Here is a 26,218-nt window from a genome sequence, read left to right on the forward strand (position 1 = left end):
CGTCTAGACCCGTGGTCAATATGATAGGAAACTTTACATACTATAAGCGAATTGTCCGGTTGGGACGTTTCCTGGTGGTGTTCAGCCTGCGAAACGACCGATTGCGACAAAAGCCGCCAACAGCAGCAGAACCACGTTGACGGGCAACGTCTTCGTCTCGTTGATCTTCAGGTGCACCCGCGTGGCGACGATCTGGACGACGACCAGCCCGGCGGCGGCGATCGGCGTCAGAACCGGGGCGATGCCGGTGGCCCACGGCAGGACCAACCCCAGCGCACCGAGCACCTCGACGGCGCCGATGCCCTTCACCGCCGAGTCGGAGAAGTCCTTCGCCCAGTTCCCGCTGCCGGACGCGACGATCTGCTCGCGTGACCGGACCAGCTTCACCGCGCCACTGGCGAGGTAGACCACGGCCAGCAGGACCTGCGCCACCCAGAGTGCGATGTTCATTGCAGACTCCAATCCTTACGCCTTGTGCGTAGCCTCATGTTGTGTCTGCATTGAGGCAGCTGCAAAAGGCACAACGATGTATGTGTCCAGGACGGGAGGTCCGGCTGTGACCCGGTTCACGCGTGCGGACGGCTGCCCGCCACCGATCGACGACGGCGGCGCGGTCCGCCAGGTGCTGGACCGGATCGGCGACAAGTGGAGCCTGCTGGTCGTCGGCGCACTGCGGGAGGGACCGCTGCGGTTCAAGGAGCTGGAGCAGACCGTCGTGGGCATCTCCCAGCGCATGCTCACCCTCACCTTGAAGCACCTCGTGGAGGACGGCCTCGTCAGCCGCACCGCCTACGCCGAGGTGCCGCCGCGGGTCGAGTACGAGCTGACCGGGCTGGGGAAGACGTTGATGCCGCTGGTGATCGCGCTGGCGGAGTGGGCGCTGGAGCACCGGGACGAGATCAACGCCCATCGGAGCCGGTGATGCGCCTCGACCTCGCTAAGATCGCAAGTTGTCCACAGGGTGCCGATGTTCTGACCTGCGACGACGTGGGTCTGCGGTAGCCTGTGGATGGCCGGGAACCGAAACCTTCTTTCGCTCGTTCCGCAAGGTAGGAAGGGCGGGGGGCGGCGCGATCGGATACGGGGCCGGGCACCGAGTTCGATTCGGACGGCTCGCCGAGCAGGCCGCGAGGTCGTGGTGTGCGCCGGCGCGGCAACCTCGGGCACGCGCGTCCGTGCTCGAGAGGACGGCGTGGCCGTGACGCGACGGTGGTCGGCTGGGGCGCCTGCGTCCAAGCTGGACCGGATCCGCGCGCTGGGGTGCTGAGCTGGAACTGGTGGGCGACTTCGGGATGGCTCGCGAATGTGCGGTGCGCATCGCCGCGGAACGCGACATCCGGTTGCTCGAGGACAGCCCCGACATCGGGACGTGCGAGGGTGCCGCGACGATCGGACTGGAGCTGGACTGCGAGTTCGACGCCGTGCTGGTCGCGCTGGGCGGCGGTGCGATGGCGACCGGCGTGGGGTACGTGGTGAAGACGACGAGGCCCGGAACCGAGGTGATCTGCGTCCAGCCCGAACGCGCGCCGGCGCTGACCCTCTCGTGGCGCGCCCGCCGGGTAGTCACCACCGAGACCGCCGACACCATTGCGGACGGCGTCGCCGGGCGGTTCCCCATCCAGGAGGTGCTGGACGACCTGCTGGTGGTGGCCGATGACGCCACTCTCGTCCGAGAGTCGTCGATCATCGCGGGAATGCGCTTGCTCCTCGAGCACGCCGGCCTGGTCGTCGAACCCTCGGCCGCCCTCGGCGTGGCCGCGATCCTGGAGGACCGCGACCGCTTCGCCGGGCGGCACGTCGTCACCGTGATCTGTGGGAACAACGTCGACGCCGGCTCCTACCGCCGCTGGACCGGGTGACGGGGCTCGTTCAGACGAAGAACGGGCCGGGAACCTGTTCTGCCAGCATGATGCTCTTGAGTTGCGTGTACATGTCAAGCGTCTCCTTGCATACCTCACGGCATTGCGACGAAGTCTGCCAATGCCTTTTTCGGTGCGAGGCATGCCCGTGAGACGATTCCCGCCTCTGCGGCGGGGGACTTGATGCTCTCACCTGACATCCTTCTGGTGCACGGCGCGTTCCACGGCTCGTGGTGCTGGGAGGCCGTGATCGAGGATCTCGAACACCTCGGCCGGACCGCGCACGTGGTCGACCTGCCCAGCGCGGGATCGCCGGCCGGGCTGCACGAGGACGCCGAGGCCGTCCGGCACGCGATCACCGCCGTCGGCCGTCCGGTCGCTGTCGTCGCGCACTCCTACGGCGGCTTCCCGGTGACCGAGGCGACGGCCGGTGCGCTGAACGTGACGCGCCTGGTGTTCCTCGCGGCCTGGATGCTCGAACCGGGGACGTCGATCAGCGAGGTGGCGGACCTGCCGCCGCTGGACGCCGACCTGGTGCCGCCTCCTGCCGACGCCGCGGAGCTGTTCTACGGCGACGTCGATCCCGAGGTCGCCGCACGGGCCGTCGTGAGGTTGCGGCCGCAGAGCGCGCGTTCGGCCACGGACCGGCTGCGGGCCGCGGGCTGGCTGACGATCCCGTCCACCTACGTGGTCTGCGACCACGACAAGACGATGCCGCCGTCGCTTCAAGGAGAAATGGCGACTCGCGCCTCGGTCGTGCACCACCTGCCGACGTCGCACTCGCCGTTCCTGGCGGCGCCCGGCCCGCTCGCGGAGTTGCTGCACCAGAGCACGAAGGTCTAGGCGCGGGTCTTCTCGTAGTGCCGGGCGACGCGTGCGCGGTTGCCGCACACGTTGGCCGCGCACCACATCCGGCGCTTGTTCTCGGCCAGGAACAGCATCGAGCACGCCGGGTTCGCGCACGCCCGCAGCGACCCCAGCCGTGCCTGGTCTGCCAGCAGCCTGATCGCCTCGCCCGCGACCGCGGCCAGCGCCGGGTGGCCGTTGTGGTCGTCGTGCCAGCGGGTCCCGGCCGTCGCGTCCGCACCCCACCCGTCGAGCCGCGGACTGGTCGGCACGGCAGCCGCCACCGCGTTGAGGTCCGCGACCAGCGCCGGATCGGGCGTGGTCCTGGTCATGTGCGCGTCGAGCAGGTCCCGCACCAGTGACCGCAGCCGCCGGGTCGCGCCCAGCGACGGCGGGGGACCGGCGGGCAGGCGATCGGCCTGCAACGCCCACCACCTCGCGTTCTCCTGCTCGTCCGGCAGCAGGTCCCTGACCGGGTCGAGGCACAACGCCTGCGTGTCGACCAGGTCGAGCGCGACGAGCGGCTCGGCCCCCATCGGGAAGCCCGCCGCCTGGAAGCCCGCCAGTGTCGTCACGCCCGCTCCTAACGGCTGGAAAGACATCTCACACGTTAGCAGATTTCCGCCAGCTGGCCTTGCGGCACGTGACCTAACGTGTATACGGTCGCTTTACCCATTAGATCGAACCGAGGGAGAACGCCATGCCCGCCATCCGCCACCGCCACGTCGAGATCGACGGCCTGAAGGTGTTCGTCCGCGAGGCCGGGGACGCGGCCAGGCCGACGATCGTCCTGCTGCCGGGATATCCGTCGAGCACCCGCGCCTACGTGCGGCTGATCGACCGCCTCGCCGCGTCGTGGCACGTCGTCGCGATCGACTACCCCGGCTTCGGCTCGTCCGACCCGTTGCCCGGCGACCCCACCTTCGACCGGCTCGCCGACGTCACCGGCCGCGTGATCGACCAGCTCGGCATCGGCGACTACGCCGTCTACATGTTCGACTTCGGCTCACCGGTCGGCTTCCGCGTCGCCCTGGAGCACGACCAGCGCGTCAAGGCCGTGATCACGCAGAACGGCAACGCCTACACCGACGGTCTCGGCCCGGACATGCAGGTGCTGAACGGCTGGTGGCAGGACCGGTCCGTGGACCAGGAGTCCGTGGACTGGGTCGTGAGCCTCGAAGGCACCCGCCACCAGTGGCTCACCGGCGCGAAGGACCCCGAGCACATCGACCCCGAGCAGGCACTCGCCGACCAGGCCGTGCTCGACCTGCCCGGCCGCGCGGACTACATGAAGTCCCTGCTCTGGGACTACCAGACCAACCTGGAGCGCTACCCGGCCTGGCAGGCGTGGCTGCGCGAACGGCAGCCGGCCGTGCTCGCCGTCTGGGGCCGCCACGACACGTTCTTCATCCCGGCCGGAGCCGAGGCCTACCGCAGGGACGTGCCGGAAGCCGAGGTCGTCCTGCTCGACACCGGCCACTTCGCGATCGAGGAGGCCGCCGACGAGATCGCCGGGCACGTCGACACCGTGCTGGCGAAGACCTTCGCCTGACCTGAGGCTATGCCCCGAGAGGCATGACCTGCCGCGAGAACGGCATTGGCGGAGCACGGCGGGCCCTGTCCACAGTGGTGGGCATGGAGATGATCCGCAACTTCGTCGGCGGCGCCTTCGCCGAGCGGGACGCGGCGTTCGGCGACGTCGACCCGGCGACCGGCAGGACGCACGCGATGGTGCAGGTCGCCGACGCGCTGCTGGTCGACCAGGCGGTCACGGCGGCCACGACGTCGGGCTGGGACCGGGTACCGGTGCGGGAACGGGCGGCGGTGCTGCGGCGCGCGGCCGACGGCGTCGAGGCGCGGTTCGAGGAGTTCGTCGCGGCCGAGGTCGCGGACACCGGCAAGCCCGTCCACCTCGCCCGCGATCTCGACGTGGCCCGCGCGGTGCACAACTTCCGCACGTTCGCCGACGTCGTGTCGGCGGCCGGGCAGGAGTCGTTCCTCACCGACCTCGCCGATGGCAGGAAGGCGTTGAACTACGCCGTGCGCAAGCCTCTCGGCGTGGTCGCGGTCATCGTGCCGTGGAACCTTCCTCTGCTGCTGCTCACGTGGAAGGTGTCGGCGGCGCTCGCGTGCGGCAACAGCGTCGTGGTCAAACCCAGCGAGTTCACACCCGGTACGGCGACGCTGCTGGCCGAGGTGCTGAGGGACGCGGGACTGCCGGCCGGCGCGTACAACGTGGTGCACGGTCACGGTGACATCGGTGAGCTCCTCGTCGGCCACGCCGGCATCGACGGGGTGACGTTCACCGGTTCCACCGCGACCGGCACCCGCGTCATGCGGACCGTCGCGCCGCGCGTGCGGCCCGTGTCGTTCGAGCTCGGCGGCAAGAACGCGGCCGTCGTGTTCGACGACGTGGACCTCGACGAGGCCCTCACCGGGCTGAGCCGGGCGATCTTCACCAACACCGGCCAGGTCTGCCTCTGCACCGAACGCGTCTACGTGCAGCGGTCGATCTTCGCCGACGTCGCGGACGGCCTCGTGGAACGCGCACGGGCGTTGCGGCTCGGCGACCCCAACGACGAGGCGACGACGACCGGCCCGTTGATCTCGCAGCAGCACCGCCGCAAGGTGCTCGACTACCTCGCGCTCGCCGAGGAGTCCGGCGCGAAGGCCATCACCGGCGGCGGCATCCCGGACCTGGCCGAGGGACTGCGCAACGGCTCGTGGATCGAACCGACGCTGTGGACCGGCCTCACCAACGCCGACCGCGTGGTGCGCGAGGAGGTCTTCGGCCCGGTCGCCGCGCTGATCCCGTTCGACGGCGAGGACGAGGCGATCGCGCTCGCCAACGACACCGACTACGGCCTGGCCGCGTCGGTGTGGACGAACGACCTGCGCCGCGGCCACCGCGTCGCCCAGGCGATGAACGTCGGCATGTCGTGGGTGAACACGTGGTTCCTGCGCGACCTGCGGTCCCCGTTCGGCGGCACGGGCCTGTCGGGCATCGGCCGCGAGGGCGGCGAGTCGTCCCTGCACTTCTACACCGAACCCACGAATGTGTGCGTGCAGCTGTGAACATCGCCGAGACCCTCCACGAAGCACAGACGACCGCGACCGAGATCCCGAACTTCGGTGACCTCACGGTCGAGGACGCGTACGAGGTCCAGCACGCCCTCATCACTCTGCGGGAACGCGCGGGCGAGACGGTCACCGGCGTGAAGCTCGGCTTCACCAGCGAGGCCAAGATGAAGCAGATGGGCGTGTCCGAGGTGATCGTCGGCAGGCTCACCAGCGGCATGGCGGGCCGGACGAGCGAGAACCTCATCCACCCCAAGGTCGAACCCGAGATCGCCTACCGGCTGGGCCGTGACGTCGACGGGTCCGCCCCGATCGAGGAGTGCGTCGACGCTGTCGCCGCCGCCATCGAGGTCATCGACTCCCGCTACCGGGACTTCAGGTTCACCTACACCGACGTGATCGCGGACAACACCTCCGCGGCCGGGTACGTCATCGGAGACTGGCAGCCCGTCACCGACGTGGGTGGCCGCGCGGTGCGGCTCACCTCGGGCACGGCGCACGTCGAAGGTTCCACCAGCGCGATCCTCGGCAACCCCGCGAACGCGTTGCGGGCGCTGGAAGAGGTGGCCCGGCGCCGGGGAATCCCGTTGAAGGCCGGGTACGTCGTGCTGGCGGGCGCCGCGACCGTCGCCCTGCCGCTCTCCGGGGACTACGTCGAGTGCTCGATCGACGGGCTCGCCCCCGTCTCGTTCGGAGGACGGACGCGATGACAGCGCGCACGGTCAGCGGACTCGCCCGCCCGCGCGGCCGGTTCCCGCACGTGAAGGTGTCCGGCGACCTGGTGTTCGTCTCCGGCACCAGCTCCCGCCGGCCAGACAACACGTTCGCGGGCGTCGAGGTCGACGAGCTCGGCACCACGAACCTCGACGTCCGCGCGCAGACCAAGGCCGTGATCGAGAACATCGCCGCGATCCTCGCCGAGGTCGGCTGCACGCTCGCCGACGTCACCCAGGTGACGACGTTCCTGGTGTCCATGAACGACTTCGGCGGCTACAACGAGGTCTACGCCTCGTTCTTCGACGAGAACGGCCCGGCCCGCACGACCGTCGCCGTCCACCAGTTGCCCCACCCGCACCTGCTGATCGAGATCCAGGCCATCGCCCGCCTGCCTGAGGAGAACCGATGACTCTGCCGCCCGTGATCAACTTCCTGGCCTGGATCGACGAGAACCGGCACCTGCTCAAGCCCCCGGTCGCGAACAAGACGATGTCCCTGGGCGACGACTTCATCGTGCAGATCGTCGGCGGCCCCAACAGCCGCACCGACTTCCACCACGAGCCCTACGAGGAGTGGTTCTTCCAGATCAAGGGCGACATGCACGTCAACGTCATGACGAAGGAGGGCCCGGAGACGGTGCACATCCGCGAGGGTGAGACGTGGTTGCTGCCCGGCAACACCCCGCACTCACCGCAGCGTCCCGACCCCGACTCGATCGGCCTCGTGATCGAACGCGTTCGTGAGGAGGGCCAGCTCGAGCGGTTCCAGTGGTACTGCCTGAGCTGCTCGAACCTGCTGCACGAGATCGAGCTCCAGGTGCGCGACATCGTGGCGGACCTGCCGCCGGTGTTCGAGAAGTTCTACGCCGACACTGACGCCCGCACGTGCTCCCACTGCGGCGCGCTGCACCCCGGCAAGGGCTGACCATGGGCATCATCGACGTCCACACGCACTACGTTCCGCGGTCCTGGCCGGCGCTTCCCGGGCAGGACGCGCCGTGGCTGCGGGTCGAGTCGGCGTCCGACGCCATGATCATGATGGGCACCCGCGAGTTCCGGCGCGTCCAGGCGAACTGCTGGGACGCGTCGCTGCGGCTCGCGGACATGGACGCCGACGGCGTGGACGCGCAGGTCGTCTCGCCCACGCCGGCGTTCTTCTCCTACGGCCTGCCCTCGGGTGAGGCCGCCGAGGTCGCGCGGATCTTCAACGACCTCGCGCTGGAAATCGTCGCACCCGCGCCGGACCGGCTGATCCCGTTCTGCCAGGTGCCGCTGCAGGACCCGGACGAGGCGTGCCGGGAGCTGGAACGCTGCGTGGCGGGCGGCCATCGCGGTGTCGAGATCGGCAACCACGTCGGCGACCTCGACCTGGACAGCGAGGGAGTGGTGACGTTCCTCCAGCACGCGGCCTCGCTGGACGTGCCGGTGTTCGTGCACCCGTGGGACATGGCGAGCACGCCGCGCAACGACCGGTGGATGGCGCAGTGGCTTACCGGCATGCCCGCCGAGACGCACCTGTCCGTGCTCGCGCTGATCCTCGGCGGGGTGTTCGACCGGATCGACTCGTCGCTGCGGATCTGCTTCGCGCACGGCGGCGGTTCGTTCGCGTTCTGGCTGGGGCGCACGGAGAACGCGTGGCACCAGCGGCACGACGTGATCGGCACGTCCGAGTTCCCGCCGTCGCACTACCTCGGCCGGTTCTACGTCGACTCGGTGGTGTTCGACGAACGCGCGTTGCGGCTGCTGGTCGAGACCGTCGGCGTCGACCGGGTCGTGGTCGGCAGCGACTACCCGTACCCGCTGGGGGAGCGGCCGGTCGGCTCGGTCGTGACGAAGAGCGCGTTCCTCGACGACGCGCAACGGTCGTTGATCTCGCGCGACAACGCACTGCGGTTCCTGGGTTAGCGACCGTCCATTTCGGACGCGATGTCGGCGAGGCACTCGATGAACGCCTCGGCGGACGGGCTCAGCGTGCGGGACGGCAAGGTCAGCCCCACGCTGTGCCCGACCTGGTCGAGCTGGACGTCGAGGCGCGTCAGCCGCTCGTCGTCGACCGTGATCAGACTCGGCAGCGCGGCGATGAAGTCGTTCTCCACCAGCAGTTCCCGCACGATCAGGAACGAGGTCGTCTCCACCCGGTTGACCGGCATCGCGATCTCGTGGCGGGCGAAGAACTGCTCCAGCTCGCGCCGCAGCACCGTCTCCGCGCCCGGCATGATCCACGGGTGCTTCGCGAGGTCCGCCGGCCCGACCTCCTTGCCCGCCAGCGGATGTGACGCCCGCACGACGAGGTGCACCGCCTCGTCGTAGAGCTTGCGCCGTTCGAGCTGCTCGTCCGACGGGGCCGTGAGCCGCCCGACGATCATGTCGACGCGCCCGGCCGCCAACTCCACGAGCAACGGCTCCGGCGCGGCCTCCCGCACGATCACCGTCAGGTTCGGGCGCTTGCGCTTCATCGCGGTGATGGCCCTGGGCAGCAACACGTTGGTGCCGGCCAGGTGCGTGCCCACGACGACGGTGCCGCGTTCGGCCTCCGCGAGTTCGACCAGGTGCCTGCCAGCCTCGTTGAGCTGGGCGAGCACGGCCCTGGCGTGCTCGCCGAACGCGGAGCCGTAGACGGTCGGGGTGATGCCGCGCGGGCCCCGGTCGAAGAGGGTGACGCCGAGGATCTCCTCCAGTTCGTGCAGGCCGCGGGTGACGACGGGCTGGGTGACGTGGAGGGCGGCCGCGGCACCCACGACGGTGCCCTGGCGGAGGAGCGCGTCCAGCAGCACGAGGTGGCGCAGCTTCAGCCTGCCGTCGAGCAGCCGGGGGGTTTTCATGATCCGACTTTACGCGCCTGAGGGGTGGTGGGCCGTCGCACGCGCCGGGGGTGGGGAGCTCGCTGGGGGTGGGGAGAAGGCCGGGGTGGGGTGGGGGTGGGGAACGGGCCGGGGGTGGGGAGTGCGCTGGGGGTGGGAGAGGGGCCGGGGTGAGGAGAAGGCGGAGGGGAGCGGGCGGAGGGGGAGCGAGGCGGGGTAGGAGCGAGGCGGAGTGGGAGTGAGGCGGGGTGGGAGTGAGACGGGTGGCGTGAGTGGAGGCGTGGTGTGCGTGGAGGGGTTGGGAGTGAGGCGGGGTTGGGAGTGAGGCGGGGTTGGGAGTGAGGCGGGGTTGGGAGTGAGGCGGGGTTGGGAGTGAGGCGGGGGTGGTGTGCGTGGCGGGGTGGGAGTGAGGCGGGGTGCGTGCGTGGAGGTGTGGCGTGCGTGGCGTGTGAGGCGGGGTGGTGTGTGTGGAGGGGTGGTGTGTGGCGGGGTGGGAGTGAGGCGGGGTGGCGTGTGGCGGCGCTGGTTCCCCGGTCCGCTTTTCGCTCCTCCGGTTGCCGCGATGCTGCCCATTCGCTTTTCGTTGCCCGGGCGGGGCCAAATCGATTTTGGAGCCTTCTTGGAGCTTTCTTGGTGTGCGCGGGCAGACTCCTGGATGTCCGAAGTTCACCGGAGGGAGGAGTTCTCATGCAGAAGCCCAAGGCTCAGATGAAGCGAATCACCATTCGCAAGGTCGGCCCGGTCCGCCTCACGGCGGCCGCCTGCTCGCAGTACAACGTCAAGCCGGCCTAAGGCGAGACGCGGATGCGCTGGGCTCGCGCGCTCAGCGCATCCGACTTCGCGGGGGAGGAACGTCGTGACCGAGTTCGATCTGGACCGGCCGGTGCCGTTGCACCCGCTGGTGTTCCTGGAGGACGGCGACGAGGTGACGATCGGGCGGGCCGACGTCGACTCGTACGGCATCTTCCCCGGTGAGGGAGCCGCACTCGTGCGGCGGCTGGTCGACGGCGACACCCCGCGCGAGGCGGCGGCGTGGTTCGAGCGCGAGTACGGGGAAGAGGTCGACGTCGAGGACGTCCTCGCGGGGCTGGAGGAGCTCGACCTCGTTCGCGGCACCGGCGAGGTGGCCGCCGAGAAGGCGCCGGTGCGGTTCAGCGATCTCGGCAGGGCGTTGTTCTCGCCGTTCGCTTGGGTCGTTTACGCGGCTTTGACGATCTGGGGACTCTCCGCGATGGTGTTCAACGCGGATTTGAGGCCCACCTATCACAACATCTTCTTCTCCGACTATTACATGGTCATTCAGGTCGGGCTGTTCCTCGCCGCGATTCCGCTGTTGTTCCTGCACGAGTCGTTCCACGCGCTCGCGGGTCGGCGGCTGGGTGTGCGATCACGGTTGCGAATAGGTCGGCGGCTCTACTTCATCGTGCTGGAGACCTCGCTCGACGGGCTCGTCGCGGTGCCGCGCAGGCAGCGTTATCTGCCCATCGTGGCCGGGCTGCTCGCGGACGTGCTCGGGATCGCCGCGTGCACCGTCGCCGCGGACCTGACCCGGCACCCGGACGGCTCGCTGTCGGGGCTCGGGCGGTTCCTGCTGGCCGTCGCGTTCGCCGCGCTGCTGCGGGTGATCTGGCAGTTCTTCCTGTACCTGCGCACGGACATCTACGTGCTGGTCAGCACCGTGCTCGGGTGCGTCGACCTGCACGGCGCAGCGTTGCAGATCTTCCGCAACCGGGTGCGCAGGCTCTTCGGCAGGCAGGAGACGGACGAGGACCTGCTGCACCCCGTCGACCGCAAGGTCGGGCGCTGGTACTCGTGGCTCGTCGTCGTCGGGTACACCGCGAGCCTCACGACGTTCGTGCTGGCAGGCGCCCCCGTGCTGTACCGGTTCGTCACCGGCGTCCTCGGGCGGCTCACGGGTGACGGCGTGCCGACGGCCCAGCTGCTCGACTCGATCGTCTTCGGCGCCGTGGCGCTCGCGCAGTGCGCGGTCCTCGGCTGGCTCATGGTCCGCGAACGGGTCAAGGCGCGCCGCGACCGTCGTCTGCACCACGTCATTCACTGAAAGGACGCACCATGGACAGCCGCTTCTGGATCCGCGCCGACCGGCGGCGCGACCGGGCCCACGCCCTCGCCGCACTGGAGCTGCCGCCGGTCTGGGCGGTCCTCGACGCCCACCGGCGGCTGCGCGGTCCGTACACGGCTGCCGGCGCGCTGTTCCGCCAGATCGCCGACGACCTGCTGGAACGCTGCCCGGAACTGGCCGAGCGGCACAACATCGAGCTGCTCACGACCACGCCGGAGCTCGCGGGACGGGTGCCGAGCGCGTGGCACACGCTCGAATGGGCGGTGCAGGACAGCGAACGCACCCGCTACTACTCCCGGCTGCACACCCGCAACATCGCGAACGGCCTGGCCGAGCTGCTGCGCGACTACCTCACCGCCCTCGACGGCGGGCCGCGCACGCTCGTGATCGAGAACGCGCACGAGGCCGACGCGTCCGACCAGGAGTTCATCGCCGTCCTGCTGCGGCGGAGCGACATCCCGGACCTGACCGTCGTCGTCGGCACGAGCCGCGAGCCGCTGGCGGACCCGCGCGGCGAGATCGACGTGTCGCTGGCGCAGACGATCGCCGCGCACGCGCAGGTCGTGGACGGTGAACCCGGGCAGGACGTGCCGCTGACCGGCGACCTCGCCCAGGCCTATGTGGACAGTGACGGCACGGACGACGACCCGCGGCTGCTCGCCGCCTACCTCGAACTCCCGGCCGAGGCGCGTGCGGCACTGCACGACGCACGCGCCGCGAAGCTCGCCGAGTCCGGCGACTTCTCGCTGCGGCTCGGCGCGATCCCGTTCCACCTGGAGCACGGCGGCGACCCCGCCGGAGCCGGCGCGCAGGCGTTGCGGGTCGCGCTGGACCACTGCCACAAGGTCGGGCTCTACCAGGCCGCCGCGGACCACGGCCTGCGCGGCCGGGCGGCGGCGGACCGCGAGACCGACCCGGACCTGTGGTGGCACCTCACCTTCCAGACCGGCATCGTGCTGGCCGCCGTCGGGCGGGCCGCCGAGGCCGAGACCCTCTACGTCGAGGGCCGTGCGGCCTCCACGGACGCGGGCACGCACCTGGAACTGGCCTACTCCACGGCCATGCTGCACGCCCGGCACTACTCCGAGGCCGAACGCGACTACGTGCGCGCACGGGCGTGGATGAACCTCGCCATCGCGATCGCCTCGCAGCTCACGGACCCGAAGAAGGAAGCCTTCCAGTCCGTCTTCACCCGCAACGGCCTCGCGCTGGTCGAGGTCCGCGAGCAGAAGCCGCAGGTGGCGCTCGACCTGGTCAACGAGGGGATGGCGCGGCTCGACCGCGACCTCGAACCGGACGAGCACGTGCTGCACCGGCTCGTGCTGCGCTACAACCGGGCGCAGGTCTACGGCGCGATGGGCAGGCTCGACGACGCGCTCGCCGACTACAGCTACGTGCTCGAACGCGACCCGAACTTCCCCGAGCACCACTTCAACGTGGGCAACGTGCTGCGCAAGCTCGGCCGCGACGAGGAGGCGATCGAGGCCTACCGCGAGGCGCTGCGGCTCTCGCCGCCGTTCCCCGAGGCGTACTACAACATCGGCGACGCACGGCTGGCGCTCGGTGACGTAGAGGGCGCGATGGCGGACTTCGGCTACGTCATCGAGCTCGACCCGAAGCACGTCGACGCGCGCATCAACCGGGCCGGGTACCTGCTGGCCAACGGCGACGTCGACGGGGCGTGGCGTGACGTCGCCGCCGCTCTCGAACTGGCGCCGGCCAACGCGCACCTGCTGTGCCTCAAGGGCCAGCTGCTGGTCGAGCAGGACGAGTACGCGGCTGCCTCCGAGGCGTTGGCGCAGGCCGTGCAGCGCAACGACAAGCTCGCCGAGGCGTGGGCCATCCGCGGCACGATCGCGGTGGCGTCCGGCGAGCTGACCGACGCGATCAGCTACCTGAGCCGGGCGTTGACGCTCGACGACAACCCGGAGGTCCGGTACAACCGCGCGATCGCGTACGAGGAGTCCGGCGAGCTCGCGGCCGCGATCCTCGACTACGACGCGGTGCTCGCGGTGACCGACGACGAGGACGCCCGCCAGCGCAGGGAACTCTGCGCCGCGGCGTCGGTCAGCTAGGGGAAACGCCGTGACAGCAACGGAGAACGTGGCCGCCGGGCTCCCGGTGGCCACGTTCACCGACGCCATGAGCCGGCTGGTCTCCGGCCTCGCCGTCGTCACGACGCGGCAGGGGAACGGCCGGCCGTGCGGACTGCTGGTGTCCTCGATCTGTTCGTACAGCGTGGATCCGCCGTCCGTGCTCGTGGTCGTCGATCACGCGTCACGGTGCTGCGAGCCGTTGACGCTCAGCGCGGAGTTCGGGGTGCACGTGCTCGGCAGCGCGCAGGAACGCACCGCGCGGACGTTCGCGAGCCGAGGTGCCGACAAGTTCGCCGACGTCGTGTGGGCGTGGGACGGGTCGGTGCCCCGGCTGTGCGCGGCGCCGATCTACCTGCGCTGCACCACTTCCGCCGTCATGGACCACGGTGACCACACCGTCCTGATCGGCGAGGTGACGCGGGCGGAGGTCCAGGAGGCCGAGCCGCTCGTCTTCTACCGCCGCCTCTTCGACTGGGGGCTAAGGAGAAACGGTGTGCGCCAGCTGTAGCCCGGTGAGCACCCGTTCGTGCCGGTGCTCCCGGTCGAACGGGTCCTCGCCGGTGAGGATCAGCTGGTGCATGGCCCGCAGCCGCGGCCCCGGTTCGATGCCGGCCTGAGTCGTCAGCAGCCGGTACGCCCGCGCGTACGCCGTCAACGCGTCCGCACGGCGTTCGGCCTGGCACAGCGCGAGCATCAGCTGCTCGTGGAAACCCTCCCACAACGGGTAGGTGCGGCACAGCTCCTCCAGGTCGAACACGGCCAGGTGCCCGTCGCCGTTGCAGAGCATGACGTCGAACCTGTTGCGCAGCAGTTCGAGGTACTCCTTCTTCAGCCGTGCGATGTCGTGCTCGAAGATGCCCGTCTCGCGCAGGTCCGCGAGCGGGGCGCCCCGCCACAACGCCAGTGCGGCACCGAACCGCTCCCGCGCGTGCCGGCAGTCGTTGGTGGCCATCGCCAGCTGTCCCTGCCGCGCCAGCTCGCGGAACCTGGTCACGTCCAGCTGATCCGGCTCCAGGCTGAGCACGTATCCCGAGGGACGGGTGTTGAGCATGGGGTGCGAGGTGCGCGAGTTCCAGCCAGGGGCGAGAACGCGCCGCACGGACGTGACGTAGCCGTGCAGCGCGGCGACCGCGGAACGGGGCGCGCCGCGCGTCCACAGCTGGTCCACGATGCGACTCGTCGGCACGAACTCGTTGGCGTGCAAGGCGAGCAGCGCCAGCAACGCGCGTTGCTTCAACGCCGTCGGGGTGCAGCGGCGGTTGCCCCGCGTCACCTCGAACGTGCCGAGGACCCGGAACTGCGGCGGTTCGTCTCCCGTTGTCACGCGTATCGCCGCCTCCCGGTATGTCCGACTCCGAGAGTGTTCACCAGGCGACCGTCCGTTAGGTAGTGCTCACCTGGAAACTGCCGGTCCGTCCTATGGCACACTCGGCCAGCTGATGGGGAGGCCGTCCGTCGGGCCGGGGATCCCGTTCCTGGCAAAGGAGATCCACGAGGAGCGCAGGCCGCGGCCGAGCCGATCCACGTCCTCCCAAGGCATGTCACCGAGCATCGGCGACCCCGCCCACGCCCGTGCGGACCCCAGCAGCAGTGGCAATTCGACGCAGTGCGTCGCCCCGTAGGCGGAACCGGCCGGGCGCCAGGCGTTGTAGTAGGTGAACACCCGCGCGCCGCGTTGCTCCATCCGGTGCGCGAAGCCGTCGTCCGCGAACACGCCGCCGTTCCGTTCGCCACCGAACGCCGTCATCTCGTCGGCGTTCCACCCGTGAACGATCTCGACACCGGTCAAGTCCTTTGGCTCCCACGGCGTGACGACGGGCCGGAACGCCATGGTCACTCCCGTGCGGCGCCGGGCGATCTCCGTCTGGGCGTGGACGATCTCCCTGGGAGAGGCGGAGAACAGCAGCCCGCGCAGCAGCCCGGCGAACTCGGTGCCCGTCTCGGCGGCCTCGTTGCGGGCCAACGCTTCGACGCCGTGCGGGAGGCTCTGCAGGACCGCGCGCCGGAACAGCCGTTCGGGGTGGTCGAGCAGCAGAAGGACGGACAGCGCGCCCGCCGACTGCCCGAACACCGTGACCTGCTCCGGGTCGCCGCCGAACCGGTCGATGTTGTCGCGCACCCACCGCAGCGCCTCGACCTGGTCGAGCAGCCCCAGGTTGCCGTCGCTCACGTCGTCCGCGACGAGGAAACCCAACGCGCCCAAACGGTAGTTGACGCTCACCACGACGACATCGCCCTCCGCGGACAGCGCCGAGCCGTCGTACCAGTCGAGCAGGCCCGCGCCGCTGCTGAACCCGCCACCGTGCAGCCACACCAGCACCGGGCGCCGGCCGCTGTCGCACGCGGGTGTCGAGATCGACAGGTTCAGGCAGTCCTCGCCCTGCGGCCGGTCGTCGAGCGGCGGTCCCATGACGGCTTCGAGTCTCGACCGCGGCTGCGGGCTGATCTGGCCGGACGACCGCTCCGAGCGGGCACGCGCGGGCATGCCGAAACGGGCGGCGGTGGCGTAGCGCAGGGGACCGGTTCGGACTGTCACCACCTCACCGTCCCGCCTCGCGCCATGCGCGGCAAATGCGGATTCTGGCAGCCGGTATAGCCGTGCGGGCATGGCGAGGGCGCTGATCGGTATTTGTGCGGCTGTGCGACCCAGGTCACGCTTTCGGCCAGCACACCCCGTCACCCCCGACCCCTGGCAGGCCACCATGAGTGAACGAGCCGCCACGTCGCAACGGAAGGTCGCGCTCGCGACACTCACCGGCGCGACGCTGGAGTGGTACGACTTCTTCTTGTACGGCACGGCTTCCGCGCTGATCTTCAACAAGCAGTTCTTCCCGTCGCTGTCGCCGGCGGCCGGCACGCTGGCCGCGTTCAGCACGTTCGCCGTCGGGTTCATCGCCCGCCCGCTCGGCGGACTGGTGTTCGGCCACTACGGCGACCGCATCGGCCGCAAGATGACACTCGTGGTGTCGTTGGTGCTGATGGGAATCGGCTCGACGCTGATCGGCGTGCTGCCCGGCTTCGCCACGATCGGCGTGTGGGCGCCGATCCTGCTGGTCGCGTTGCGCGTCGTGCAGGGCATCGGCCTCGGTGGCGAGAACGCGGGCGCGAACCTGATGGCCCTGGAACACGCGCCGTCCGACCAGCGCAACCGGTACGCGGGCTTCCCGCAGATGGGCACGCCCGCCGGTCTGGTGCTGGCCAACACGGTCTTCCTGATCACCAGCACGGTGATGCCCTCCGCGGCCTTCACGTCGTGGGGCTGGCGCGTCCCGTTCCTGCTCAGCGCCGCGCTGGTGGTGGTCGGCCTGGTCATCCGGATGCGGGTGACCGAGACCCCGTCGTTCGCGAAGGCGGTCGAACGCCGCGAGATCGTGGCCTTCCCGCTGAAGGAGGCGCTGTCGGTCGGCGCGGGCAAGCTGGTGCTGATCCTGGTGCTCAGCATCGCGAACTCGGCGGTCGCGTACCTGTTCCTGGTGTTCAGCCTTTCCTACGGCACCGCGCAACTCGGGCTGAACCGGCAGTTCCTGCTGATCACCGTGACGATCGCGGCCGCGCTGTGGTTCCTCACGATTCCTCTGTGGACGTCCATTGCGGACCGTCGCGGGCGGCGCGGCATGTTCCTGTGGGGCTCGGTGGCGCTGCTGGTGTGGGCGGCCGCGTTCTTCCCGTTGCTCAACACGAAGAGCACGGCCGTCATCGTCGTCGCGCTGGTCGGCATGGGCCTGATCATCCCGATCACCCACTGCGTGCAGGGGGCGATCGTCGCGGACACGTTCCCGGCCAACGTCCGCTACTCGGGCTCGTCGCTGCTGCTGCAGCTCGCGGCCCTGCTCGGCGGTGGCCTGGCGCCGCTCGTGTCCACGGCGATCCTGAACGAGACCGGTGCCACGACCGGGGTCAGCGCCTACATCACGGCGGTGTGCGCGCTGAGCCTGCTGGCCGCGGTGCTGGCGTTCCGGACGTCCCCGGTCCGCAGCGCTGCTCCCGTCGCCGCCTAGCGCAGGGCGGCCTCGATCGCCTCGGTGATCGAGGCGTCCTCGGGCTCGGTGCGCGGACGGAACCGGGCGAGCACCTGCCCGTCCCGCGAGACGAGGAACTTCTCGAAGTTCCACTGCACGTCACCGGCCGTGCCGTCGGCGTCGGCGTGCCTGGTCAGCTCCTGGTAGACCGGGTGCTGACCAGGTCCGTTGACCTCGATCTTCTCGAACAGCGGGAACGAGACCCCGTAGGTGGCGGAGCAGAACGTGGCGATCTCCTCGGACGTGCCCGGCTCCTGGCCCATGAACTGGTTGCACGGGAAGCCGACCACGGAGAAGCCCTCGGCCCCGTACTTCTCCTGCAGCCGCTCCAGGCCCGCGTACTGCGGGGTGAGGCCGCAGCGCGAGGCGACGTTGACGACGAGCGCGACCTTGCCCTTGAGCGCGCTCAGGTCGCCGGGCTCGCCCGCGAGGGTGTGGACCGGGATGTCGTAGATCTCCATGAGCTTGAACCTAGTTCATGGCATGGAGCCGTTACACAACCAGCACACAACGTGCACGTTGCGCGCGAGGTCCGGGGACATCGGTTCGGCACGCTCGGTGTCGTGGCTGGTAAATGGATCGTGATGGCGGCAGTGGTGCTCTTGGCGGGGTGTTCGGCGGGCGGTGCCGAGGTCGAGCGGACGGGCGGTGGCCCTGGCGGGGTGCCGAGTGGGCGCGGGGTGGCCGGGGACGGCAGCATTCCCGAGGGGCAGAGCATCTCGCTCGACGACGACCAGCACGCCGCGATCGCCAACCTCGACCCCGAACTGCTCGCCGCGGTGCGCAAGGCCGCGGCGGACGCGAAGAGCCGGGTTGAGTTCCGGGTGACGTCGGGCTGGCGCAGTCGCGAGTACCAGCAGCGGTTGCTGGACCAGGCGATCGACCTCTACCGCAGCGAGGAGGAGGCGTTGAGGTGGGTGCACCCGCCGGACAAGTCGGCGCACGTCACCGGCAAGGCCATCGACATCGGGCCGACCAACGCCGACGACTGGCTCATCCAGCACGGCTCCGACTACGGGCTCTGCCAGGCCTACGCCAACGAGATGTGGCACTTCGAGCTGCTCACGATGCCGGGTGGCCAGTGCCCGCAGCCGCAGAGCAACGCGGGCTAACGCCCGTGGATCACGGCCAGCGCGTGCTCGCGGGCCGGGGCGCTCAGGGTCGTGTTGAGCTGCTCGAACAACGCCTCCGCCGTCACGCCGTTCCACCCCGGCGGCAGCAGCGACAGGGGCAGGCCCGGGTCGCTGTACGGCAGGCGGCGCCACGCGGTCAGCATCGGCACGTACGCCTGGAACGCCTGCTCCGGCGTGGTGGCGCCGGCGTCGAGGAACGGGCGGTGCCGCCGCAGGAAGTCCGCGTACAGGTCCGCGAGCTCGTCGAGGTCCCACCAGGCGCGCACCTTCGAGCGCAGGTCGCCGAACGCGAAGTGCTGCCCGGTGAAGATGTCGACGTACTCCGCGAGGCCCCGGCGTTCGAGCGTGCGGCGGGTCTCGGTGGCGAGGTTGCCGGGCGCCACCCACACGCCGGGCGCCGTGGTGCCGAAGCCGAGCTGGGTCAGGCTGGTGCGCAGGGCGTGCCGCTTGTCGCGTTCGGACTCCGGCACCGAGAACACCACGACCAGCCAGCCGTCGTCGGCGGTGGCGCGGCGGCGTTCGAAGATGCGCGTGTCGCCCTCGGCCAGCGTCTCCAGCGTGGGTTCGGCCAGCACGTACCCGGCGGCGCCGTCCCGACGTTCGGCCACCACGACACCACGGCGCTTCAAGCGCGAGATCGACGAGCGGACCGCCTGGCCCTCGACGCCCAGGTCGGCCATGAGCTGCACGACCGACGCCACGGAGAGCCAGTTGTGCTCCGTGCGCGCGTAGAGGCCGAAGATCGTGATGATGAGCGGTCCCAGCCGGTCGCGTCCGGCGGGAGCCGCGGCTTCCACGGTCATGTCCGCGACGTTCAGCGCTCTCCTCCTTGATCGGCTGGGAGCTTAACGCCAGGGCTCGCGAGGTCGGTCAGCGTCACGGTGTTGCGCAGCTCGCCGAGCCCGCTGACCCGCGTCACGACCACGTCGCCGTCCCGCAGGAAGATCTGCGGCTCACGCGCGTTGCCGACCCCGCTCGGGGTGCCGGTCAGGATCACGTCGCCGGCGCGCAGCGTCATGCCCTCGCTCAGCTCGGCGATGATCTGCGCGAACGTGAACGCCATCTGCGCGCTCGACGCGTCCTGCAACCGCACGCCGTTGACCTCGCACCGCACCCGCAACGCCGCGAGGTCGGCGATCTCGTCGAGGGTGGTCAGCCACGGGCCGAGCGGCATGGTGGCGTCGAGGCTCTTGCCCTTGAGCCACTGGCCGCCGTGCGCGCGTTGCAGGTCGCGCTGCGAGACGTCGTTGGCGACGAGGAACCCGAAGACGTGGTCGAGCGCCTTCTCCTCGGGGATCGAACGGCCGTCCAGGCCGATGACCATCGCGATCTCCGCCTCGTAGTCCCACTTCTGGGACACCGACGGGTCGAACGCGATCGGGTCGAACGGACCGATCACGGTGTCCGGGCCCTTGGTGAAGAAGGTCGGCCGCAGCGGGCGGGACACCGGGTCCTGGCCCTCGCGCTTGCCGGCCGACTCCTCGAAGTGGTCCCAGTAGTTCCAGCCGGTGCACAGGACGTCGCGGTTGAAGCGGTGCAACGGCGACAACAGGCCGTCGAGCGGCACGACCTCGCCGGTGAGCTCGACGGGCGCGCCGCGCACGACGTCGTCCACCGTGACCGACAACAACGAGACGATGCGTTCCGTCTCGTCGACGACACCCGCACGGCGCACACCGCCGACGGACACGGACGCGAGCTTCACCCGAGCACCTCCGATATGGCGTTCACATTGCGTCGATCATGAAAGCGCTATCGATTCAGTTCGGCCTGACCAGCCGCTCTTCCGGGATGACCGCGACGCCGAGGATCTCGATGAGCGCCTCCGGCTGCCACAGCGCGGTGCAGCCGATGCCGGCCATGGCCGGGTAGACGGGTCCGGCGAGCTCGCGCCACACCTTGCCGATCTCCTTGCCGTGCGCCTGGTAGTCCGGGATGTCGGTGAGGTAGATCGTGATGCTGACCAGGTCTTCCGGCTCGCCGCCCACCGCGCGCAACGTCGTCAGGACGTTGCCGAACGCCTGGCGGAACTGCTCGACGATGCCGCCCGGAACGATCTTCATGTCCGCGTCCAGCGCGGTCTGGCCGCCCAGGTGCAGCGTGGTGCCGGACAGGGTGCCGTGGGAGTAGCCGCTCGGTGCCGGAAGGCTCGCCGGGTTCACTGCCAAAGGCTTCATGAGTATTGACACTATCTGACGGTCGTGAAGAATACGAGATATGGAGCCCGACTTGAGCAAGTACCAGCTCGAAGGCGACAACTCGATGTACCGGCTGCCCAGTGGTCTGGTCGCGCCGGTCGTGACGCGGGGAGGTGCCGAGAACCCGGACACGGCGAACTCCGGTGGCGCGATCCGCATTTCGGGCGTGAGCATCCAGCACACCCCGGCCACCAGGTTGTGGTTCGGCAAGGTCACGAACGAACCCGGCTACCGCTCCGTCACCCACCACCACGGCGAGGCGGAGACCGGCGGGTACGTGCTGTCCGGGCGGGCGCGGATCTACTTCGGCGAGAAGTTCGAGGACTACCTCGACATGGCGGAGGGCGACTGGGTGTTCGTGCCGCCGTTCATGCCGCACATCGAGTGCAACCTCGACCGCAACAACCCGCTGACGTGGATGACCACGCGGACGCCGGAGAACATCGTCGTGAACCTCGACGACGTGCCGGACGAGGACCTGCGCGACTGGCTGACCCGATGACGACCTCCGCGATCTTCACCGACGCCGTCACGCTGGAGAAGGCCGAGGCCGAGCACTTCGACCTCGCCTTCACGGCCGTCACCCAGCCCTGCCCGTGGCCCAAGGCGTACGGCGGCGACCTGGTCGCGGCCGCCGCGGCCGCCGCCATGCGGTCGGTGACCGACGGCAAGACGCTGCACTCGATGCACAGCTACTTCCTGCGCCCCGCCGACATCGGCGCCCAGGTGCGGTACGAGGTCGAGCTGCTGCGCGACGGCCGCGGCTACAGCACGCGGCAGGTCCGCGGCTACCAGAACGGCAAGCCCCTCTACGTCTGCCTCGCGAACTTCGCGGCGGGCGAGCCGGGCGGGACGTTCCAAGTCGAGTTCACCGACGACCTGCCCGCACCCGAGGAGCTGCCGGGCTCGGCCGACTACCTCGCCGATCGCGCCGGCGGCACGATGACCGAGGAGTCCAAGGCGTACTGGGCCGGTGGCCGCAGCTTCGACATGCGGCACGTGCCCGGCCCGGTCTACCTGGCCGTCGAGGGCGAGAAGGTGCCGCACCAGGCCGTGTGGATCAGGCCGTTCGACCCGCTGCGGCCCGTCGACGGACTGACCGACGCCCAGCGCGACCTCGCCGCCCTGGCCTACGTCTGCGACTACACGATCCTCGAGCCGGTGCTGCGGGTGCTCGACCTGCCCTGGGCACAGCCGGGACTCGTCACCGCGAGCCTCGACCACGCCATGTGGTTCCACCGCCAGGGCCGCGTCGACGACTGGCTGCTCTACGTGCAGGAGGCCGTCGCCGCCGATCAGGGACGGGGACTCGGCTACGGCCGCTTCTTCACCCGCGATCACCAGCACCTCGCCACCGTTGCCCAGGAGGGCATGATCCGCGCTTCCTGACCCGCCGCCCGCGGAAGGACTTCTCGACCATGGACACCTTCGCCCGCGACCACCTCCCTCCGTCGGCGTTGTGGCCGACGATCGAGTTCACGACGCCGGAGCTGACCTACCCCGACCGCCTCAACGCCGCCGTCGAGCTGATCGACGTCCCGGTGGTGGCGTTCGGCCCCGACCGTCCCGCGCTGCGCACCCCGGCGGGTGAGGTGTGGACGTACGGTGAGTTGCGGACCCGCGCCAACCAGGTCGCGGAGGTGCTCACCGAGGACCTCGGACTCGTTGCGGGACAACGGGTCCTGCTGCGGTCGCCGAACAACCCGTGGACCGCGGCCGCGTGGCTCGGCGTCCTGAAGGCGGGCGGTGTCGTGGTGACGACCATGGCCGCGCTCAGGACCCGCGAGCTCACCCCGATCGTCGAACGCACCCGGCCGTCCATCGCGCTCGTCGACCCCAGGTTCGCCGAGGACGTCCAGAACTTCCCGGACCTGCGGGTGATGACGTACGACGACCTCGCGACGCGCACGCGGACCAAGCCGGGGGAGTTCGTCGCCGTCGACACCGCGGCGGACGACGTCGCGTTGCTGGCGCCCACGTCCGGCAGCACCGGCGCACCCAAGATCACCGTGCACTTCCACCGCGACGTGCTGTCGATCGACAACACCTTCGGCCGGCACGTGCTGCGGCTCACCGAGGACGACCTCGTCGCCTGCACCGCGCCGTTCGCGTTCACGTTCGGCCTGGGCATGCTGCTCGTCTTCCCGCTCAGAGCCGGCGCCTGCGCGCTGCTGACCGAGGCCGCCACCCCGGCCCAGGTAGCGGATTTCGTGCAGCAGCAAGGAGTCACGGTCCTGGCGACCGCTCCCACGGCGTACAAGGCGATCCTGCGCGACGGCCTGGAGCACAAGCTCGCCGGGCTGCGCGGCGCCGTGTCGGCGGGGGAGCACATCCCGCGGGAGACCTGGCAACGCCTGCACGACTCGCTGGGGCTGAAGGTGATCGACGGCATCGGCGCCACGGAGCTGTTGCACATCTTCATCTCCGCCGCCGGCGACGACATCCGGCCCGGCTCCACCGGCAAGCCCGTCCCCGGCTACCGAGCGACCGTGCTCGGCGTCGACGGCGAGGAGCTCGGACCGGGCGAACCCGGACGGCTCGGCGTCATCGGCCCGGTCGGCTGCCGCTACCTCGACGACCCGCGGCAGAAGGACTACGTGGTGAGCGGCTGGAACGTCACCGGTGACGTCTTCCACCGCGACGAGGACGGCTACTTCCACTACCACGCCCGCAGCGACCACATGATCGTCTCCTCCGGCTACAACATCGGCGGCCCCGAGGTCGAGGAGGCCATCGACGCGCACCCGGACGTGCTGGAGTCGGCCGTCATCGCCAAGCCCGACGACGAACGCGGCTCGGTCGTGTGCGCGTTCGTGGTGCTGCGCGAGGGAGTCACGGCCGACGACGCGAAGGCGCGCGAGATCCAGGACCACGTGAAGCGGACCATCGCGCCGTACAAGTACCCGCGCGAGGTGCGGTTCCGGACCTCGTTGCCCCGCAACGCGAGCGGCAAGCTCCAGCGCTTCGCCCTGCGCAAGATCGTCGAGGACGAGGTGTCCGCATGAAGATCGCAGTCGTCGGTGGTGGCCCCGGTGGGCTCTACCTCGCCGCGTTGATGAAGCAGCTCGACCCGGCGCACGTCGTCACGGTCTGGGAACGCGAGGCGCCGGACGTCACGTTCGGCTTCGGCGTGGTGTTCTCGGACGAGACGCTGGGCGGGATCGAGAACGCCGACCCGGAGTTCGCCGACGCCATGGCCCGCCGGTTCGCGCGGTGGACGGACATCGACATCCACTACCGCGGCGAGACGCACACCGTGGGCGGGCAGGGGTTCGCCGCGATGAGCCGCAAGGAGCTGCTGCACCTTCTCCAGCGGCGGTGTCTCGCGCTCGGCGTGGACGTGCGGTTCTCGACCCCCGCGCCCGCCGTCGAGGACCTGCGCGCCTCGCACGACCTCGTCGTCGGCGCGGACGGCGTCAACTCGCAGGTGCGCCAGGCGTTCCAGGACGTCTTCCGCTCCACTGTGGACCGCAGGCGCAACAAGTACATGTGGCTCGGCACCGACCTGGTCTTCGAGGCGTTCCAGTTCTACATCAAGGACACGCCGTGGGGGACCGTGCAGGTCCACGGCTACCCCTACTCGGACAACGGGTCCACGTTCATCGTCGAGATGCACGAGGACGTGTGGCGGCGCGCCGGGTTCGACACCGGCGAGGAGTTCGCGCCCGGTGTCTCCGACGAGCGTGCCGTCGACCGGATCCGCGAGCTGTTCGCGAAAGAGCTCGACGGCCACGAGGTGCACGCGAACAACTCGAAGTGGCTTAGCTTCACGACCGTCCGCAACGCGCAGTGGCACGACGGCAATCTCGTGCTCGTGGGCGATGCCGCGCACACCGCGCACTTCTCGATCGGCTCCGGCACCAAGCTCGCGATGGAGGACTCGCTCGCCCTCGCCGCGTGCCTGCACGAACACGCCGACGTCGAAACCGCCCTCACCGCCTATGAAACCGAACGGCGACCCGTCGTGGAGTCCACGCAGCGCGCCGCCCAGGCGTCGCTGGAATGGTTCGAGAACATCGGCATGTATACCGAGCAGGAGCCGACCCGCTTCTGCTTCAACCTGCTCACCCGCTCGCGCCGGATCACCTACGACAACCTCCGCACCCGTGACGCCGAGTTCGCCGACCGGGTCGACGCCGAGTTCGCCGCCTCGCAGGGACTCGCTTCCGTTGCCCCGGCGATGTTCCAGCCGTTCACGCTCGGGCAGCTGGAGCTCAAGAACCGCGTGATCGTCTCGGCGATGGACATGTACTCGGCGGACGACGGCGTGCCCGGCGACTTCCACCTCGTGCACCTGGGCTCGAAGGCGATGGGCGGCGCCGGACTCGTGATGACCGAGATGGTCTGCGTCTCGCCGGAGGGCCGGATCACGCCGGGCTGCACCGGCCTGTGGAACGACGAGCAGCGCGACTCGTGGGCGCGGATCGTCCGGTTCGCGCACGACCGCGGCACTGCCCGGATAGGCCTGCAACTCGGCCACTCCGGCCGCAAGGGCTCCACCCGGCTGATGTGGGAGGGCATGGACGACCCGCTGCCGGAGGGCGGCTGGGAGGTCTGCGGCCCGTCCCCGCTGCCGTACGGTCCCACCTCCGCCGTGCCGGCCGAGGTCACCCGCGGGGACCTGGACCGGATCACCGGCGAGTTCGTCGCGGCCGCCCGCAGGGGTGCGGAGGCGGGCTTCGACCTGCTCGAACTGCACTGCGCGCACGGCTACCTGCTGTCGTCGTTCCTCTCACCGGTCGCGAACCAGCGCACGGACGAGTACGGCGGCTCGCTGGAGAACCGGCTGCGGTACCCGTTGGAGGTGTTCGACGCCGTCCGCGCGGTGTGGCCCGCCGAGCGGCCGATGATCGTGCGCATCTCCGCGACCGACTGGGTCGACGGCGGCAACACCGAACACGACGCGGTGGAGATCGCCCGCGCGTTCGTCGCCCACGGAGCCAATGCGATCGACGTGTCCAGCGGCCAGGTCACCGCCGCCGAACGTCCCGCGTACGGGCGCAGCTACCAGACCCCGTTCGCCGACCGGATCAGGCACGAGGTCACCGGCGCGGCCGTGATCGCGGTGGGCGCGATCGCCTCGTACGACGACGTGAACTCGATCCTGCTGGCGGGCCGCGCGGACCTGTGCGCGATCGGCCGCACGCACCTCTACGACCCGCACTGGACCCTGCACGCGGCCGCCGAACAGGGTTACCAGGCCGAGTGGCCGGTCCAGTTCCGGGCGGGCAGCCGCAAGCCGCCCTCTGCCCGCACGGACGCCATCAGGCCGCGGTTGTCGTTGCTGCGGGCCGGCCCGCCGGACCGCGCCGTCCATCTCAGGTGGACTCCGCACCGCGAACATTCGGTCCTCGGATAGGCACTTCGGCGGCGTTCAGGTGAAACTTCA

27 protein-coding genes are annotated in these 26,218 nt (G+C 70.0%); 18 read left to right on the forward strand and 9 right to left on the reverse strand.

Features of this window, described 5'->3' with window-relative positions:
* Positions 1–81: 81 nt before the first annotated feature.
* A complete protein-coding gene (locus ACQEU1_RS01335) occupies positions 82–450 on the reverse strand; it encodes a DoxX family protein (protein WP_433195279.1) in 369 nt (122 codons plus the stop codon).
* 106 nt (positions 451–556) lie between these two features.
* Here ACQEU1_RS01335 and ACQEU1_RS01340 point away from each other — a divergent pair, with 106 nt between their 5' ends.
* The 3 genes from ACQEU1_RS01340 to ACQEU1_RS01350 all read left to right on the forward strand — a co-directional run bounded on the left by ACQEU1_RS01340 (position 557) and on the right by ACQEU1_RS01350 (position 2,702).
* Positions 557–922, forward strand: coding sequence for a winged helix-turn-helix transcriptional regulator (locus ACQEU1_RS01340; protein ID WP_433195281.1), 366 nt, complete (start codon positions 557–559; stop codon positions 920–922).
* Between the two features lie 355 nt (positions 923–1,277).
* Complete coding sequence (locus tag ACQEU1_RS01345) at positions 1,278–1,859, forward strand: pyridoxal-phosphate dependent enzyme (RefSeq protein ID WP_433195283.1); 582 nt, start codon at positions 1,278–1,280, stop codon at positions 1,857–1,859.
* A 183-nt stretch (positions 1,860–2,042) separates the two neighbouring features.
* Positions 2,043–2,702, forward strand: a complete 660-nt coding sequence (locus tag ACQEU1_RS01350; RefSeq protein WP_433195285.1) for an alpha/beta fold hydrolase — start codon at positions 2,043–2,045, stop codon at positions 2,700–2,702.
* Here the strand turns inward: ACQEU1_RS01350 and ACQEU1_RS01355 are convergent.
* Positions 2,699–3,280 (reverse strand): CGNR zinc finger domain-containing protein, encoded by a 582-nt coding sequence (locus ACQEU1_RS01355; RefSeq protein WP_433195287.1) that lies wholly within the window; start codon positions 3,278–3,280, stop codon positions 2,699–2,701. The two genes, ACQEU1_RS01350 and ACQEU1_RS01355, sit on opposite strands and share 4 nt — an antisense overlap.
* A gap of 125 nt (positions 3,281–3,405) precedes the next feature.
* Here ACQEU1_RS01355 and ACQEU1_RS01360 point away from each other — a divergent pair, with 125 nt between their 5' ends.
* The 6 genes from ACQEU1_RS01360 (at position 3,406) to ACQEU1_RS01385 (ending at position 8,404) form a co-directional block, all read left to right on the forward strand.
* Positions 3,406–4,257, forward strand: a complete 852-nt coding sequence (locus ACQEU1_RS01360; RefSeq protein WP_433195290.1) for an alpha/beta fold hydrolase — start codon at positions 3,406–3,408, stop codon at positions 4,255–4,257.
* 83 nt (positions 4,258–4,340) lie between these two features.
* Entirely contained in the window at positions 4,341–5,780 is a 1,440-nt protein-coding gene (locus tag ACQEU1_RS01365; protein ID WP_433195292.1) for a 2-hydroxymuconic semialdehyde dehydrogenase, read from the forward strand.
* Positions 5,765–6,493: a 2-keto-4-pentenoate hydratase gene (locus ACQEU1_RS01370; protein WP_433195294.1), complete on the forward strand. Its 729-nt coding sequence runs from the start codon at positions 5,765–5,767 to the stop codon at positions 6,491–6,493. The genes ACQEU1_RS01365 and ACQEU1_RS01370 overlap by 16 nt, the downstream gene beginning before the upstream one ends.
* Positions 6,490–6,909 carry a RidA family protein gene (locus tag ACQEU1_RS01375; protein ID WP_433195296.1) on the forward strand — a complete coding sequence of 140 codons (420 nt, stop codon included), beginning with the start codon at positions 6,490–6,492 and terminating at the stop codon, positions 6,907–6,909. Before ACQEU1_RS01370 ends, ACQEU1_RS01375 begins: the two co-directional genes overlap by 4 nt.
* Positions 6,906–7,424: a 3-hydroxyanthranilate 3,4-dioxygenase gene (locus ACQEU1_RS01380; RefSeq protein WP_433195298.1), complete on the forward strand. Its 519-nt coding sequence runs from the start codon at positions 6,906–6,908 to the stop codon at positions 7,422–7,424. Before ACQEU1_RS01375 ends, ACQEU1_RS01380 begins: the two co-directional genes overlap by 4 nt.
* 2 nt (positions 7,425–7,426) lie before the next feature.
* Positions 7,427–8,404 (forward strand): amidohydrolase family protein, encoded by a 978-nt coding sequence (locus ACQEU1_RS01385; RefSeq protein ID WP_433195300.1) that lies wholly within the window; start codon positions 7,427–7,429, stop codon positions 8,402–8,404.
* Here the strand turns inward: ACQEU1_RS01385 and ACQEU1_RS01390 are convergent.
* Positions 8,401–9,321, reverse strand: coding sequence for a LysR substrate-binding domain-containing protein (locus ACQEU1_RS01390; protein WP_433195302.1), 921 nt, complete (start codon positions 9,319–9,321; stop codon positions 8,401–8,403). The two genes, ACQEU1_RS01385 and ACQEU1_RS01390, sit on opposite strands and share 4 nt — an antisense overlap.
* Positions 9,322–10,156: 835 nt before the next feature.
* Between ACQEU1_RS01390 and ACQEU1_RS01395 the strand changes: the two genes are divergently transcribed.
* Genes ACQEU1_RS01395 through ACQEU1_RS01405 form a run of 3 tightly spaced genes read left to right on the forward strand, consistent with a single transcriptional unit; the run spans position 10,157 to position 13,987 of the window.
* The gene (locus ACQEU1_RS01395; protein ID WP_433195304.1) at positions 10,157–11,362 is read left to right on the forward strand and encodes a hypothetical protein; all 1,206 of its coding nucleotides are present in this window, start codon (positions 10,157–10,159) and stop codon (positions 11,360–11,362) included.
* A gap of 11 nt (positions 11,363–11,373) precedes the next feature.
* Positions 11,374–13,458 carry a tetratricopeptide repeat protein gene (locus ACQEU1_RS01400; protein WP_433195306.1) on the forward strand — a complete coding sequence of 695 codons (2,085 nt, stop codon included), beginning with the start codon at positions 11,374–11,376 and terminating at the stop codon, positions 13,456–13,458.
* 10 nt (positions 13,459–13,468) lie between these two features.
* On the forward strand, positions 13,469–13,987 hold the full coding sequence (locus tag ACQEU1_RS01405; protein ID WP_433195308.1) for a flavin reductase family protein: 519 nt from the start codon (positions 13,469–13,471) through the stop codon (positions 13,985–13,987).
* On the opposite strand, the gene ACQEU1_RS01410 is transcribed toward ACQEU1_RS01405, so the two are convergent.
* Complete coding sequence (locus ACQEU1_RS01410) at positions 13,958–14,803, reverse strand: AfsR/SARP family transcriptional regulator (RefSeq protein WP_433195311.1); 846 nt, start codon at positions 14,801–14,803, stop codon at positions 13,958–13,960. The genes ACQEU1_RS01405 and ACQEU1_RS01410 overlap by 30 nt on opposite strands.
* A 93-nt stretch (positions 14,804–14,896) precedes the next feature.
* Positions 14,897–16,015 carry a carboxylesterase family protein gene (locus ACQEU1_RS01415; RefSeq protein WP_433195313.1) on the reverse strand — a complete coding sequence of 373 codons (1,119 nt, stop codon included), beginning with the start codon at positions 16,013–16,015 and terminating at the stop codon, positions 14,897–14,899.
* 166 nt (positions 16,016–16,181) lie between these two features.
* Here ACQEU1_RS01415 and ACQEU1_RS01420 point away from each other — a divergent pair, with 166 nt between their 5' ends.
* Entirely contained in the window at positions 16,182–17,477 is a 1,296-nt protein-coding gene (locus tag ACQEU1_RS01420; protein WP_433195315.1) for an MFS transporter, read from the forward strand.
* Here ACQEU1_RS01420 and ACQEU1_RS01425 read toward each other — a convergent pair.
* The gene (locus ACQEU1_RS01425) at positions 17,474–17,959 is read right to left on the reverse strand and encodes a glutathione peroxidase (RefSeq protein ID WP_433195317.1); all 486 of its coding nucleotides are present in this window, start codon (positions 17,957–17,959) and stop codon (positions 17,474–17,476) included. The genes ACQEU1_RS01420 and ACQEU1_RS01425 overlap by 4 nt on opposite strands.
* Before the next feature lie 102 nt (positions 17,960–18,061).
* Between ACQEU1_RS01425 and ACQEU1_RS01430 the strand changes: the two genes are divergently transcribed.
* Positions 18,062–18,610, forward strand: coding sequence for a M15 family metallopeptidase (locus ACQEU1_RS01430; RefSeq protein ID WP_433195319.1), 549 nt, complete (start codon positions 18,062–18,064; stop codon positions 18,608–18,610).
* Here the strand turns inward: ACQEU1_RS01430 and ACQEU1_RS01435 are convergent.
* From ACQEU1_RS01435 to ACQEU1_RS01445, 3 genes are read right to left on the reverse strand one after another with little or no spacing between them, the layout of a single operon-like run.
* Positions 18,607–19,434 carry a PaaX family transcriptional regulator gene (locus ACQEU1_RS01435; protein WP_433195321.1) on the reverse strand — a complete coding sequence of 276 codons (828 nt, stop codon included), beginning with the start codon at positions 19,432–19,434 and terminating at the stop codon, positions 18,607–18,609. The two genes, ACQEU1_RS01430 and ACQEU1_RS01435, sit on opposite strands and share 4 nt — an antisense overlap.
* 11 nt (positions 19,435–19,445) lie before the next feature.
* Positions 19,446–20,336, reverse strand: a complete 891-nt coding sequence (locus ACQEU1_RS01440; RefSeq protein ID WP_433195323.1) for a fumarylacetoacetate hydrolase family protein — start codon at positions 20,334–20,336, stop codon at positions 19,446–19,448.
* Positions 20,337–20,391: 55 nt separating this feature from the next.
* Positions 20,392–20,808 carry a RidA family protein gene (locus tag ACQEU1_RS01445; RefSeq protein ID WP_433195325.1) on the reverse strand — a complete coding sequence of 139 codons (417 nt, stop codon included), beginning with the start codon at positions 20,806–20,808 and terminating at the stop codon, positions 20,392–20,394.
* Between the two features lie 52 nt (positions 20,809–20,860).
* Between ACQEU1_RS01445 and ACQEU1_RS01450 the strand changes: the two genes are divergently transcribed.
* From ACQEU1_RS01450 to ACQEU1_RS01465, 4 genes are read left to right on the forward strand one after another with little or no spacing between them, the layout of a single operon-like run.
* On the forward strand, positions 20,861–21,331 hold the full coding sequence (locus ACQEU1_RS01450; RefSeq protein ID WP_433195327.1) for a cupin domain-containing protein: 471 nt from the start codon (positions 20,861–20,863) through the stop codon (positions 21,329–21,331).
* Entirely contained in the window at positions 21,328–22,218 is an 891-nt protein-coding gene (locus tag ACQEU1_RS01455; protein WP_433195329.1) for an acyl-CoA thioesterase, read from the forward strand. Before ACQEU1_RS01450 ends, ACQEU1_RS01455 begins: the two co-directional genes overlap by 4 nt.
* Positions 22,219–22,247: 29 nt before the next feature.
* Positions 22,248–23,834, forward strand: a complete 1,587-nt coding sequence (locus ACQEU1_RS01460) for an AMP-binding protein (RefSeq protein ID WP_433195331.1) — start codon at positions 22,248–22,250, stop codon at positions 23,832–23,834.
* Positions 23,831–26,188 (forward strand): bifunctional salicylyl-CoA 5-hydroxylase/oxidoreductase, encoded by a 2,358-nt coding sequence (locus tag ACQEU1_RS01465; protein WP_433195333.1) that lies wholly within the window; start codon positions 23,831–23,833, stop codon positions 26,186–26,188. Before ACQEU1_RS01460 ends, ACQEU1_RS01465 begins: the two co-directional genes overlap by 4 nt.
* Positions 26,189–26,218: the final 30 nt, after the last annotated feature.

It is taken from the genome of Lentzea sp. CA-135723 (genome assembly GCF_050936595.1).
Lineage (GTDB): Bacteria > Actinomycetota > Actinomycetes > Mycobacteriales > Pseudonocardiaceae > Lentzea.

Bases quoted from the DNA above. Each gene is read 5' to 3' on its own strand.
- ACQEU1_RS01335 (WP_433195279.1), bottom strand. From the start codon at position 450: ATGAACATCGCACTCTGGGTGGCGCAGGTCCTGCTGGCCGTGGTCTAC.
- ACQEU1_RS01350 (WP_433195285.1), top strand. From the start codon at position 2,043: ATGCTCTCACCTGACATCCTTCTGGTGCACGGCGCGTTCCACGGCTCG.
- ACQEU1_RS01360 (WP_433195290.1), top strand. From the start codon at position 3,406: ATGCCCGCCATCCGCCACCGCCACGTCGAGATCGACGGCCTGAAGGTG.
- ACQEU1_RS01365 (WP_433195292.1), top strand. From the start codon at position 4,341: ATGGAGATGATCCGCAACTTCGTCGGCGGCGCCTTCGCCGAGCGGGAC.
- ACQEU1_RS01375 (WP_433195296.1), top strand. From the start codon at position 6,490: ATGACAGCGCGCACGGTCAGCGGACTCGCCCGCCCGCGCGGCCGGTTC.
- ACQEU1_RS01380 (WP_433195298.1), top strand. From the start codon at position 6,906: ATGACTCTGCCGCCCGTGATCAACTTCCTGGCCTGGATCGACGAGAAC.
- ACQEU1_RS01385 (WP_433195300.1), top strand. From the start codon at position 7,427: ATGGGCATCATCGACGTCCACACGCACTACGTTCCGCGGTCCTGGCCG.
- ACQEU1_RS01390 (WP_433195302.1), bottom strand. From the start codon at position 9,321: ATGAAAACCCCCCGGCTGCTCGACGGCAGGCTGAAGCTGCGCCACCTC.
- ACQEU1_RS01400 (WP_433195306.1), top strand. From the start codon at position 11,374: ATGGACAGCCGCTTCTGGATCCGCGCCGACCGGCGGCGCGACCGGGCC.
- ACQEU1_RS01420 (WP_433195315.1), top strand. From the start codon at position 16,182: ATGAGTGAACGAGCCGCCACGTCGCAACGGAAGGTCGCGCTCGCGACA.
- ACQEU1_RS01425 (WP_433195317.1), bottom strand. From the start codon at position 17,959: ATGGAGATCTACGACATCCCGGTCCACACCCTCGCGGGCGAGCCCGGC.
- ACQEU1_RS01435 (WP_433195321.1), bottom strand. From the start codon at position 19,434: ATGACCGTGGAAGCCGCGGCTCCCGCCGGACGCGACCGGCTGGGACCG.
- ACQEU1_RS01445 (WP_433195325.1), bottom strand. From the start codon at position 20,808: ATGAAGCCTTTGGCAGTGAACCCGGCGAGCCTTCCGGCACCGAGCGGC.
- ACQEU1_RS01455 (WP_433195329.1), top strand. From the start codon at position 21,328: ATGACGACCTCCGCGATCTTCACCGACGCCGTCACGCTGGAGAAGGCC.
- ACQEU1_RS01460 (WP_433195331.1), top strand. From the start codon at position 22,248: ATGGACACCTTCGCCCGCGACCACCTCCCTCCGTCGGCGTTGTGGCCG.
- ACQEU1_RS01465 (WP_433195333.1), top strand. From the start codon at position 23,831: ATGAAGATCGCAGTCGTCGGTGGTGGCCCCGGTGGGCTCTACCTCGCC.